Genomic DNA, 11,683 nt, shown 5'->3' on the forward strand with positions numbered 1-11,683 from the left:
CCGGCTGCCGTTTGCCCCCCTCACTATCTTAGGAGGATGTCCGACAGCACCCCCGACATCGTCTCCACGGAAGCCGCTGCCACAGCGCCGCTCGATCATTCCCGCCTCGAGCGGGAGATCGCCCGCCGTCGCACGTTCGCGATCATTTCGCACCCCGACGCCGGCAAGACCACCCTCACCGAGAAGCTGCTCCTGTACGGTGGGGCCATCCACCTTGCGGGTTCGGTGAAGGCGCGGCGCGCCACGCGGCACGCGACGTCGGACTGGATGAAGCTCGAACAGGAGCGCGGCATCTCCGTCACCAGTTCGGTGCTCCAGTTCGAGTTCCTCGGGTATCAGCTCAACCTGCTCGACACGCCGGGGCACGAGGACTTCTCCGAGGACACCTACCGCACGCTCGTGGCCGCCGACAGCGCCATCATGCTGCTCGACAATCGCCGCGGGGTGGAAGAACGCACACGGCAGCTGTTCGACGTGTGCAAGATGCGGCGGACGCCCATCTTCACGCTGGTGAACAAGTGCGACCGTCATGGTGAGGACCCGCTCAAGCTCATCCAGGATGTCGAGGCGGATCTTGGCATCGACTGCTACGCGGCCACGTGGCCGGTGTTCGAGAATGACGTGTTCGTGGGCGTATACGATCGGCTCAAGCGCGAGGTGCACCTGTTTGAGCGCAGCGGTGATCGTGGTGCCACGCGGGCCGACGATACCATCGTGAGTATCGACGATCCCGCGCTGCTCGACGCGATGGGCGAGAGCGCGTTCGATCGCCTCATGCAGGACATCGAGCTGCTCGACGCCGCGGGACACGAGTACGAGCATGCCCGGGTCATCGATGGCTCGCTTACCCCCGTGTTTTTCGGATCGGCACTCACCAACTTCGGCATCGAGCCCTTCCTGCGCGAGTTCCTCGAGCTGGCGCCGTCACCCGGGCCACGGGAGTCGAGCGTGGGCCCCATCGATCCGGCGCAGGAGGACTTCACCGGGTTCGTCTTCAAGATCCAGGCGAACATGGACCCGAAGCACCGCGATCGGGTGGCCTTCCTGCGCGTGGTCAGTGGGCACTTCGAAGCCAACATGCAGGTGCTGCACCAGCGCTCGGGCAAGCCCGTTCGCCTCGCGGCCCCGCAGCAGTTCATGGCGCGCGACCGTGTGGCCATCGAGGAGGCGTGGCCGGGCGACGTGATCGGCGTCATGGATCGTGGCAACCTGCGCATCGGCGACACGCTGGGCGGCGACGGCAAGATGGAGTTTCAGGGCATTCCGCGATTCGCGCCGGAGCACTTTGCGCGCGCCATGCCGGCCGACCCCATGAAGCGCAAGCAGTTCGACCAGGGGCTGCGTCAGCTCACCGAGGAAGGCGCCGCGCAGGTGTTCTACGCGGAGACCAGCGCCGGTTCACAGCCCATTGTGGGGGCCGTGGGACAGCTGCAGTTCGATGTCATGGCGTTCCGCCTCGAGTACGAGTATTCAGCGCCCTGCAAGTTCGAAAAGATGAGCTACCGTTGGCCGCGATGGCTCACCGGTCCCAAGGCCGATGTCGAGCGCGTGGCGACCGGCCTCGGGCGCATGAAGGTGTACGATCACAAGGGTGCGATCGTCGTGCTTTTCCAGGATCAATGGGCGCTGCGGCGCGCGCTGCAGCATGAGACGGCGGTGCAGTTTCATGAGACGGCGCCCTGAGGGGCTGGTGTCGTTTGGCGTGGAGCTGGTTCAACGGCAGACGGCAGACGACAGGAGCTTCAGGTCGCAGACGGGAGGAATGCGGTAGAACGACACGGCAGCGTGCGCTGCGCGCTGCTGCCGATATCCCGACCGCAAAGGAAATCGGGGGCGCCGCGTAGCGGTCGCCCCCGAGTCATCTCTCCGCACTCCTGCGTGCTGCGTGCTGTGGTTCCTGCCGTCTGCCGTCAGCAGTTCGCGCCGTCAGCAGTTCGCGCCGTCAGCTTCCAGCAGCCGGCCGTTCGCGCCCCTCACTTGCCGATCGTGTCGATCTGCCGCCCCACGTGCCCAATCACGAAGCCGCCGTCTTCCGTGCTGGCGAAGTAGATGCGCAGGCAGGTGGCCGGGTTGCTCCCCTTGCGCAGCTGATCGGCGCACTCGACTTCGCGCTCGCCATCACGGAACACGTAGGGCGTCTTGCGCGACGGATCGCTGGGACCGGGTGAGTAGTCCACGCCCAGATCGGCAAAGACTTCTCCCAGGGGACGACCGAGGGCACGGTCCTGCCGGCGGCGCCCCACTTCGCCGAGCGCCTTCAGGTACGACCACGCCGTGTCGGGATCGGGGAACTCCGATTCCTTCGACGACGTGATCGCCGAGGGGAGAATGCGGATGGCGTCGCCGTACAGCGCCTGCGTACGCTCCACCGCCTCCAGCACCGACTGCGGCGCATCGCTGGCTTGCTTCGCGATGGGCTGGCGCTCCTTGTGAGCGGCGAGCGTCGTGCGCAAGGCACGCGCCGAGGCACGTTCCTGTTCGAGCTGCTGCCGCGTCTCGGAGAGTCGCTCCCGGGTGCGACTCAACTCCCCTTCGGCGGCACGGACCGCCTCTTCGAGCTGGCGCACGATGCCGATCAGCTGTCCCTTGTCCATCTCGACCCCGGACTCCGCGGCCGCCAACGCCTCGGTGGCATCGGGACGCGCACCGTAGGACGCCGCGCGCAAGTCCCGCAGCGTGTCGGCGATGACGGGATCGGAGAAGGGGCGCTGCACCGACACCTCGGCCAGTCGCTGCACGAGGCGACGACGTTCGCCCGGAAGGGCCAGCGCCCGGGCCAACACGAGCGGATGCTGAAACGGATCCGATTCGAGTGTGAAGCCGGGCAGGTACGCGCGTGCCGAACCGAGAAAGACCGAGCGCGCATGGCCCCCCACCGCGTCGGAGAGCGCGAAGGTGTCGGAGTGGCGCAGCTGGAAGCACAACCCCAGCCCGAACATCTCGGCGGCGAACTGTTCGGGAGGCAGCACGTAGCCACCGTCCGGCAATTCGGTGAGCAACAGCACCGGCATGGTGCGCGCCGGATCACAGAGCACGAAGCGCACGAAGGCGTCGAGCGTGCCTGCCTCGAGCTGCGTGGGGACGCGCTGCAACGGCCCGTCGTTCGAGACCAGGGTGAACGCTGCGTCGAGCTCACTCAGCAGGCGCGGCGGGCGCACTGGCGGGGGCGCGCCGTTCGGCGCACCACCTTCCGTGCCCACGCGAATGTTCACCTGCCGCTGCTGGGCGCCCGAGGCCGACGTGGTGACCACGTAGGTCACATGCGTGGACCACTGCAGCGAACGGTCGAGAGGATCGGGCGCGTGCACCACGATGTCGGCCAGCGCCGATCCCTCGTGCCGATACGGCGCCCAGCGGAGAATGCGCCCACCGTCGAGCGTGTGATTCGAGGGCGTGTCCCAACTGAGCCGCTGGCCCTGATCCAACCCCAGCCACGCGACACATGCGGCAAGGAAGGCCGAGTCGGCATCGGTCGCCGCATGGCGCGGCGTCAAATCGAAATGAAGCGCAAGACGTGGGTGCACGGGTCTGTTGATTTGCATCGACTCGATGGTCAGGCGGCGCGTGTTCGTCCAGCGGCTTTCGCGACGCGACCAGGGAGCCAATCTTGTTGCTATGCGAATACTGCTCCAACGCGTAAAACGCGCCGAAGTCCGCATTCGTGAGGGATCGGACGGAGGGCCGCGCGAGCGACTCGCCGGGCGAATCGACGGCGGGTACCTGCTGCTGGTCGGCTTCACGCACTCGGACACCGATCGCGAGATCGAGTGGATGACCGAGAAGATTCTGACGTTGCGTCTGTTTCCAGACCACGAACAGAAACTTAACCGTGACATTGGCGAACAGGGCGGGGCCCTGTTGGTCGTGTCACAGTTCACGCTCTACGGCGACACCCGCAAAGGGCGCCGACCCAGCTTTGTGGATGCGGCAAAGCCAGACCTTGCCATACCACTATATAACCGGTTCGTAATGCGATTGAAACAGCGGGGGCTGCAGGTGGCCACCGGCGAGTTCGGAGCCATGATGGACGTCGAGCTGGTCAACGACGGCCCCGTCACGTTCTGGCTGGAACGGGAGGCCAGCTCTGCCAGCTGACGTTATCCGGTACCGACCTCGGCTATATCCTACACTCTGAACTGCGGCATGCACAGGCCGCAGTGGCAAGAAGCGATTCTCGTTAAGCCGAGGGGCTCAGTCGGCGAGCGCCTGCTCCAGATCGTCGATGATGTCGGCGACATGTTCGAGCCCCACGCTGATGCGAATGAGCCCATCGGTGATCGCCACCGCCGCGCGTTCCGCACTCGTGAGCTTGCTGTGTGTCGTGGATGCCGGGTGTGTGACGATCGTCCGGGTGTCCCCGAGATTGGCCGAATGCGAGGCCAGGCGCAGGCGGTCGAGAAACCGGCCGCTCCGTGACAGGCCACCAGACAGCTCAAGGACCACGATACCCCCGCCCTGCGTCATCTGCCGCTGCGCCAGCGCATGCTGCGGGTGTGACGGCAGGAACGGGTAGCGCACCGCCTGCACGGCGGGATGGCCTTCGAAGTGACGGGCCACGGTCAGCGCGTTGCTGCAGTGCCGGTCCATCCGCACCGCCAGCGTCTCCAGCGACTTGGACAGCATCCAGGCATTGAATGCGCTCATGGCTGGCCCGGTGTGCCGGGCAAAGAACCGGCAGTCGGCCATGTACGACCGATCGCCCACGATCACGCCGCCCAGCGCGCGCCCCTGTCCGTCCATGTACTTGGTCGCCGAGTGGATCACCGCCGTGGCCCCGAACGCGAGGGGCTGCTGCAGATACGGCGTGGCGAAGCAGTTGTCGACCACGAGGGGAATCCCGTGCGCCCGCGCGAGCGATCCCAGCCACGCGAGGTCCACCAGCTCGAGTCCCGGGTTCGACGGTGTCTCCACGTAGATGAGCTTCGTGGTGGGGCGCAGCAGTCGTTCCCAACTGGCCGGATCGGCGATGTCGGCGTAGTCGCTCGTCACCCCCCACTTGGGAAAGACACGCGTGAACAGCTGGTGTGTGCTGCCGAAGATGGCGCGGGCCGACAGGACATGATCGCCGCTCGCGACCTGGGAGGCGATCGCCGTGAACACGGCTGACATCCCCGAGGCGGTGGCTACCCCGTCCTCGCCTCCCTCCATCAGGCACACCTTGTTCACGAACTCGTCGGTGTTCGGATTGGCATACCGGCTGTAGATGTTGCCGCTCACCTCCTCCGCAAACAGCGCGCGCGCATGCTCGGCATCGTCGAAGCGGAAGCTCGAGGTGAGGTACAGCGGCACCGAGTGTTCGCGCGCCGGCGTCACCGGTGCCTGCGCACGAATGGCCTGCGTTTCGAAGTGGGCAGCCGCCGGGCTGCCGAAACTGCTCGAGGAGGTCTCGGACATGGCGAGGGGGAAGAGAGGTGCGGTAAACTTACCGCATGACTTCGCCAATCCGGACGCCCGTACACGTCATCCTGGCATCGCAATCCCCGCGCCGACGGGAACTGCTGTCGCAGATCGGCATCGTCCACGACGTTCGGCCAGCCGATATCGACGAGACCGTGTGGCCCGGCGAGGCGCCGGTGGCGCACGCGGAGCGACTGGCCTGCACGAAGGCGCACACCCTGGCGCTCCGGCACCCCGACGCCGTGGTCATCGGGAGCGACACCATCGTGGTCATCGAGGGCGCCATCCTGGGGAAGCCAGCGAACGCCACCGAGGCGGTGGCCATGCTCGAGCGTCTGTCAGGGCGCGAGCATACGGTGGTCACCGCCGTGGCCGTGGCGCACGAGGGGCGGACCCTCTCGGGGGTCGAGGCCGTGACCGTGCGCTTCCGCACGCTCACGCGCCAGCAGATCGCGCAGTACGTCGCCACCGGCGAACCCATGGACAAGGCCGGCGCCTATGGCATTCAGGGCTTCGGCGCCACGCTGGTCGAACGCATTCACGGCGACTACTTCGCCGTCATGGGACTGCCGCTGGGTCGCCTCGTGGGGCTCATTCGCGAGCTCGGCTACGAGTACGCGTTCGGGCCGGTGTGTGCGGCATAGGCCACGGTCACCACGGGCGGTTCACCCCCGGCGCAGGCCGCGCGCCTCCAGCGCGGCGAGCCGCGTTTCGCGATAGCGCGCCTGCCACAGGACCAGCTTCGCGGCCACATCCTCGACGGTGATGCGCTCCACGCGCCCCTGGCGATACGTCATGTCGATGGGGTAGTTCTCGCCCGGATCACCATAGGCGTCGATCATGAGGTCGTGCGCATGATCGTACGGGCCCACCCGCTTGGGGTTGGTATACCCGAGCAGTGAAACGACCGGCGTGCGCAACGCCACGGCCAGGTGCAGCGGACCGGTATCCGGCGACAACGCCACCGCTGCACCATCGAGGATGGCTGCCAGCCGGCGCAGGCCGCTGCCCAACGCCGAGTGGGCCATGGGGGCCTCGCGCAGGATCACCGCTTCTGCTGCCACTTCGCGCGGCGATCGCCCACCCACCAGCACGGGCTGGAGCCCGTACTCGTACCACAGCAGGCGGCACACGGCCGCCCACCGATCGGGCAACCAGTCCTTGGCGGGCTTGCTGGTGGCCACCACGATGGGTGCAATCGGGCGATCGAACCGCGAGAGGAAGTCGCGCTGCCAGCGCTGCTCCTCCTCGTTCCAGGGGCCGAGCGTCCACGACGGTGTGCCGTGCGGAACGCCCAGCGCGTCGAGAAACTCGAAGTACTGCCCCTGCACGTGCTGGCCGGCATGTGGCGCGATGCGGTGCGTGGTGAAGAGCCAGTTGGCATCTCGCGCCCGCGCCCGATCGAAGCCAAGCTTGACTGGCGCGCGCGTGAAGCCGGTAATCAGCCCCGCCTTGAAGTACACCTGCAGCGCCAGCACCACATCGAACGCGCGGGTCGCCAGCGCCGCGCGCGTGTCGAGGAACGCCCGCCATCCGCGCGATCGGTCGAAGAGCACGATGTCATCCACGAGCGGGTGCCCGCGAACGAGCGTGGCGGGACCGGGCTGCAGGACCCACGTGATGCGCGCCTGGGGCGCCTGAGCCTTCAGCGCGTGAATCACCGGCATCACGTGCACGGCGTCACCGACGGCGCTCATCATGACGATGCCGATGCGGTCGAGCCGCACCGGGGGGAGCGGGGGAGTGGTCGGCATGGCCGGAGTGGGGGGCACCGTCACGCTGCCTCCGCCGGCGTGCAGGCGAGCGCCGCCGTCGCAAACGCGGCAATGCGCTGCTCGGCCAGCTCACAGCCGAACTGGTGCTTCCACTTGCGCAGCGAGCGAACGAGTCGGGCCACGTTGCGTTCCATCGTTCGGCGCACGGACGTCGCGCCGATCATCACCACATCCACGTCAATCACCATCGCGCACGCCGCGGAACCGGGCGGTGTTTCGAGCAGGATGTTCTTCACGTTGAGGTCGGGGTGCAGGACGCGGTGCCGCGCAAGCAAGGCAAGCAGATCGAGCGTGGCGGCGAGCGCCGCGTCGCAGTCGATGGCCGGGGCCAGGCCGGCGAGCACCATGCCCAGGTCGGCGGTGTCGCTCACGTAGCGCGTCACCACATCGACCCGAGCCAACCCCATGGCGGCGTCGTACAGCGCGAAGCCCACGACGTCGGTGGTGGGAATGCCCAGGTCACGCAGGCGGCGTGAATTCGCCATCTCCACGGGCGCGCGGGTCGGACGCCGGAACACGTCCTGGGTCAGCGGCGACAGGAGCCCCCCGTGCCAGGCATGCCGCACCACCACGCTGGGCCCATCGGGGGGCAGCGGTGCCACGTACACGGGGGCACGTCCGCGCAACGCCCGCGGTTGCGGTTGGGACGCGGCCCACTCGTAGAGGGTGCCGTGCTGCTCGACGAGCGACACGAGCGGTGCCAGCCACGGCGGCGACGCATGCACCGTGGCGCGCTGTGAGGGGACCACGCCGACCGCCACGCTGTCCACGGTCATCGGGCGAACTCCACCTGCCAGACGGGGCTGTCGCTGCTGGTGCGCCGCAGCACGCGCAGGTCGTCACGCGAGCGGCAGTGCACCGGCAGGGTACGCGAGCGACTGACATGCTCCACAACGGGTTCGCTCACGAGCACCTCGTCGGCCTGCGCCAGACTGCACAACCGGCTCGCCACATTGACGGTATCGCCGATGAGCGTGAACTCGAGGCGTCGGGGGGACCCGATGTTGCCCACAAAGGCGTCACCATGATGGATGCCGATGCCGATGTGCAGCTCGGGGCGGCCTTCCTCGCGCCAGCGGGCATTCAGTGCCTCCAAGGCACCCTGCATGTCGAATGCGGCCGCCACGGCGCCGTCGATATCGTCGTCACGCGCCTCCGGCGCACCCCAATAGGCCATGATGGCATCGCCAATGAACTTGTCGAGCGCGCCGCCATGGCGGAATACGCATTCGACCATCACCGTGAAGTACTCGTTCAGCTGGTTGGCCATGTGCATGGGCGGCAACGACTCCGCAATGGCGGTGAAGCCGCGGATGTCGCTGAACATGACCACCACGGGTAAACGGGTGCCTCCGGGCTCCACCTGGTGGGTCGTGGCGGCGATCCGTTCGGCAATCTGCGGCGTGAAGTACCGCTCGAAATTCTCGCGCACCCGCGTAGCGCGCGTCAGCTGTTCCGCGGCGGTTTCGCGCTCGACCGCGGCGGCGGCGATGGCCGCGAACGCCACCAGCAGGGCCAGGTCGTCGTCATCGAACACCGCCCGGTCACGCAGGTGATCCACATACAGCACCCCGATCGTGGCTCGGTGTTCGCCAATGAGTGGCGCGGCCATCGCCGACTTGACTGACTGCTGCAGCACCGACTCGCCGGCCGTGCGCGCATCGCTGGAGGCGTCGTTGGTGAGCAACGCCACCTGCCGCTCGGCGACGCCGTGCGCAATCGCGCGCGGTACCGGCCGCGGTATGGCCCCGCGCCGATCACGGGACACCTTCGTCTCGAGTTGGCCGTCGCTGGCCGACAGCAGAATGGCCACGCGGTCGGCGTCGAACGTGTCGAAGAGCTCCGAGGCGATGGCCTCGAGCAGCCCGTCGAGGGCACCGAAGGCGCCCAGACGTTGCGCGATGCGCACCAGCTGCGTGAGCCGCTGCGTGGCCCGCTCGGCCCCTTCGGTATCGCGCGCCACATCGGCCAGCGCCTGATCCCGCGATGGGACCACGCGCTCGCGAAGCCGCGTGGTGCCGGGGTCGGATGACGACACGGCCGGTGTGGCGCGGACCGGGGTAGGCGCGGCCGCGGCCAGCGTAAAGGCCACCGTGCCGAAGGCGATGCGGTCTCCGGGACGCAACAGCCCGCGCGTGATGCGGGCGTTGTTGATCCAGGTGCCATTGCGGGAGCCGAAGTCCGTGACATGCACCAGAGGCTCACGGGCATCGACGCGCAGCTCGGCGTGCCGTCGTGACACGGCCGGGTCGAGAATGGGCAGGTCGCTGACGGGGTCGCGCCCCACCACCAGCGCCTGATGCCCGGCGAGCGAAAAACGGCGGTCACCCGCGACCGACTGCAGTATGAGAGGCATGGTCAGGGCGGCGACGCCGCACGGGCGCGTCCGATGGCGGTGAGCATCGCCCGGGCCTTGTTCTCGGTCTCGTCCCACTCCTTCTCGGGCACGGAATCGTGCACGATTCCGGCGCCCGCCTGTACCGACGCCACCCCGTCGGCGATCACACAGGTGCGAATGGTGATGGCGAGGTCCATGCGCGTATCGCCGGCGCCGATCACCCCCAGCGCGCCGGCATAGGCGCCGCGCCGCTCCGGTTCGAGCTCGTCAATGATCTGCATGGCGCGCACCTTCGGCGCCCCGGTCATGGTGCCAGCCGGGAACACGGCGCGGAAGGCATCGAGCGCGCTTGCCTCGGGGGGCAACTGCCCCTCCACCTGGCTCACGATGTGAAACACGTGCGAGTATTGCTCGATGACCATGAGGTCGGTCACCTCCACCGTGCCGTAGCGCGCGAGGCGCCCCACGTCGTTCCGGCCCAGGTCGACGAGCATCACATGTTCGGCGCGCTCCTTTTCGTCGTGCCGGAGCTCATCGGCGAGGGCGCGGTCTTCCGCCTCGGTACGGCCGCGCGGCCGCGTCCCGGCGATGGGGCGCACCGTAACCTTGCCATCGGCAACGCGCACCATCATCTCCGGCGAACTGCCAACCAGTTCCAGCCCATCCAGCTGGAGGTGAAACATGTACGGGCTGGGATTGAGCGCGCGCAGCGCGCGATACAGCGTGATGGGGTCGAAGTCGAGGGGCACGTCCATGCGCCGCGCCAGCAGCGCCTGGAAGACGTCACCCGCGAGAATGTATTGCTTGATCCGGTCCACATCGCGCAGGAAGTCCGCCCGCGCATAGGTGGAGCGCCCGACCGCCGGTGCGGCCTCCTCGTGCAGCGCCAGCGCCGGCAGCGCCTCCGGGCCCTGCAGACGGCTCGTGGTTTCCTCGAGCGTGTGCATCGCGCGTGCGTGCCGTTGCGCCAGCAGCGCATCGCTCGCACCGGCGGGGACCGGCACCGACACGATCACGCGCGCCTGTCCCCGCCAGTTGTCGATGACCACCAGCGCGTCGGTGAACACGAAGCAGGCATCGGGATACTCGAGTGCCCGGCGCGGCGCACGGGGCAGGTGCTCGATGTGCCGTACGGTGTCATAGCTGAAGAAGCCGAACGCGCCGCTCCACAGCTCGCCAAGTTCGGGCGCGGACACCGGGTTCATGGCGCGCACGATGTCCCGCAGGTCGCCCAGCGGATCCTGCGGCGAGCGGGCCCCATGCCAGCCCTGCTCGGCGCTCCAGTCGTGCACGATGCCATCCTTGAGACGCCACGCACCACGCGGCTCCGTGCCCAGGTACGTATAGCGCGACCACGCTTGGCCGCGCGTGACGGCTGACTCGAGCAAGAACGCGAACGGGCCGCGGCGCAGCTTCGCAAACGCGGACACGGGCGTGCAGAGGTCGAGCAGGCAGTCGCGCCACACCGGCACGAGGCCACCGGTTGCCGTGCAGGCGGCGGCACGTGCACGGAAATCATCAAAGCTGGTCATCACCACAAAGTTCGCCGCGACGCTCGCCGTGGGGAAGCCGATCGCCTAGCATTCGCGCATGGCAGAGAACACTACGCCGCAGGACGCGCTCCAGGATGCCCAACCCGCGGGGACCCGCGTCGATGTGCGGGTGGTAGATGTGGTGGTGTTGAGTCCTGCACCGGAGGGCAGCACTGATCGGTGGCGCGTGCTGGCCATGCGCCGTGCGGCCGGTACCCGGTGCACGGGGGCGTGGGAGATCGTGCACGGGCGCATTGAGCGAGGCGAGCGTCCTGCCGACGCGGCCCGCCGCGAGGTGCACGAGGAAACCGGCCTGTCCCCCGCGCGACTCTACAGCATTACCGTGAACCCCTTCTATCTGCATGCGTACGACACCGTGCAGTTGGCGGTCGTGTTTGCCGCCGTGGTGGAGCCGAACCGGCCCGTCGCAACCGGCGCCGAGCACGACGCGTGGGCGTGGCTTACACCGGCCGAGGCGTACGAGCGGCTGGCGTGGCCACGGGAGCATCAGGCCGTGCAGTACACGCTCCACCTGCTGCGCCACGGGGACGCCGGGCCGGTGGACGACGTGCTGCGGGTCCCGTAGTCGCTACCGGGCGGTCAGCGCTTGAGCGGCCAGCGCTTGAACGGTCTGCGCTTGA

At 68.0% G+C, this 11,683-nt stretch carries 10 protein-coding genes; 4 read left to right on the plus strand and 6 right to left on the minus strand.

The window, feature by feature from the left end; translation table 11 throughout:
* Window positions 1-36 precede the first annotated feature (36 nt).
* Window positions 37-1,683, plus strand: coding sequence for a peptide chain release factor 3 (locus tag O9271_RS01660; RefSeq protein ID WP_298265577.1), 1,647 nt, complete (start codon window positions 37-39; stop codon window positions 1,681-1,683).
* Window positions 1,684-1,973: 290 nt separating this feature from the next.
* On the opposite strand, the gene O9271_RS01665 is transcribed toward O9271_RS01660, so the two are convergent.
* Window positions 1,974-3,524 carry a hypothetical protein gene (locus O9271_RS01665; RefSeq protein ID WP_298265579.1) on the minus strand — a complete coding sequence of 517 codons (1,551 nt, stop codon included), beginning with the start codon at window positions 3,522-3,524 and terminating at the stop codon, window positions 1,974-1,976.
* Between the two features lie 91 nt (window positions 3,525-3,615).
* Between O9271_RS01665 and dtd the strand changes: the two genes are divergently transcribed.
* Window positions 3,616-4,095, plus strand: a complete 480-nt coding sequence (gene dtd, locus O9271_RS01670; protein ID WP_298265581.1) for a D-aminoacyl-tRNA deacylase — start codon at window positions 3,616-3,618, stop codon at window positions 4,093-4,095.
* 96 nt (window positions 4,096-4,191) lie between these two features.
* On the opposite strand, the gene O9271_RS01675 is transcribed toward dtd, so the two are convergent.
* The gene (locus O9271_RS01675; protein WP_298265583.1) at window positions 4,192-5,394 is read right to left on the minus strand and encodes an aminotransferase class I/II-fold pyridoxal phosphate-dependent enzyme; all 1,203 of its coding nucleotides are present in this window, start codon (window positions 5,392-5,394) and stop codon (window positions 4,192-4,194) included.
* A 35-nt stretch (window positions 5,395-5,429) separates the two neighbouring features.
* Between O9271_RS01675 and O9271_RS01680 the strand changes: the two genes are divergently transcribed.
* Window positions 5,430-6,041, plus strand: a complete 612-nt coding sequence (locus O9271_RS01680) for a Maf family protein (RefSeq protein WP_298265585.1) — start codon at window positions 5,430-5,432, stop codon at window positions 6,039-6,041.
* A 21-nt stretch (window positions 6,042-6,062) separates the two neighbouring features.
* Here the strand turns inward: O9271_RS01680 and O9271_RS01685 are convergent, their stop codons facing one another.
* The 4 genes from O9271_RS01685 to O9271_RS01700 are packed head-to-tail and all read right to left on the minus strand — an operon-like array spanning window position 6,063 to window position 11,042.
* Entirely contained in the window at window positions 6,063-7,151 is a 1,089-nt protein-coding gene (locus O9271_RS01685) for a glycosyltransferase family 9 protein (RefSeq protein WP_298265587.1), read from the minus strand.
* Between the two features lie 20 nt (window positions 7,152-7,171).
* Entirely contained in the window at window positions 7,172-7,948 is a 777-nt protein-coding gene (locus O9271_RS01690) for a lipopolysaccharide kinase InaA family protein (RefSeq protein ID WP_298265589.1), read from the minus strand.
* Window positions 7,945-9,528: an adenylate/guanylate cyclase domain-containing protein gene (locus tag O9271_RS01695; RefSeq protein WP_298265591.1), complete on the minus strand. Its 1,584-nt coding sequence runs from the start codon at window positions 9,526-9,528 to the stop codon at window positions 7,945-7,947. Before O9271_RS01695 ends, O9271_RS01690 begins: the two co-directional genes overlap by 4 nt.
* Window positions 9,529-9,530: 2 nt before the next feature.
* The gene (locus tag O9271_RS01700; protein ID WP_298265593.1) at window positions 9,531-11,042 is read right to left on the minus strand and encodes a chorismate-binding protein; all 1,512 of its coding nucleotides are present in this window, start codon (window positions 11,040-11,042) and stop codon (window positions 9,531-9,533) included.
* A gap of 58 nt (window positions 11,043-11,100) precedes the next feature.
* Between O9271_RS01700 and O9271_RS01705 the strand changes: the two genes are divergently transcribed.
* On the plus strand, window positions 11,101-11,628 hold the full coding sequence (locus tag O9271_RS01705; protein WP_298265595.1) for an NUDIX domain-containing protein: 528 nt from the start codon (window positions 11,101-11,103) through the stop codon (window positions 11,626-11,628).
* Window positions 11,629-11,683: the final 55 nt, after the last annotated feature.

It is taken from the genome of Gemmatimonas sp., assembly GCF_027531815.1.
Taxonomy (GTDB): domain Bacteria; phylum Gemmatimonadota; class Gemmatimonadetes; order Gemmatimonadales; family Gemmatimonadaceae; genus Gemmatimonas.

Coding starts and splice junctions, on each gene's coding strand:
- O9271_RS01660 (WP_298265577.1), top strand. CDS start 37: ATGTCCGACAGCACCCCCGACATCGTCTCCACGGAAGCCGCTGCCACA.
- dtd (WP_298265581.1), top strand. CDS start 3,616: ATGCGAATACTGCTCCAACGCGTAAAACGCGCCGAAGTCCGCATTCGT.
- O9271_RS01675 (WP_298265583.1), bottom strand. CDS start 5,394: ATGTCCGAGACCTCCTCGAGCAGTTTCGGCAGCCCGGCGGCTGCCCAC.
- O9271_RS01680 (WP_298265585.1), top strand. CDS start 5,430: ATGACTTCGCCAATCCGGACGCCCGTACACGTCATCCTGGCATCGCAA.
- O9271_RS01685 (WP_298265587.1), bottom strand. CDS start 7,151: ATGCCGACCACTCCCCCGCTCCCCCCGGTGCGGCTCGACCGCATCGGC.
- O9271_RS01690 (WP_298265589.1), bottom strand. CDS start 7,948: ATGACCGTGGACAGCGTGGCGGTCGGCGTGGTCCCCTCACAGCGCGCC.
- O9271_RS01695 (WP_298265591.1), bottom strand. CDS start 9,528: ATGCCTCTCATACTGCAGTCGGTCGCGGGTGACCGCCGTTTTTCGCTC.
- O9271_RS01700 (WP_298265593.1), bottom strand. CDS start 11,042: ATGACCAGCTTTGATGATTTCCGTGCACGTGCCGCCGCCTGCACGGCA.
- O9271_RS01705 (WP_298265595.1), top strand. CDS start 11,101: ATGGCAGAGAACACTACGCCGCAGGACGCGCTCCAGGATGCCCAACCC.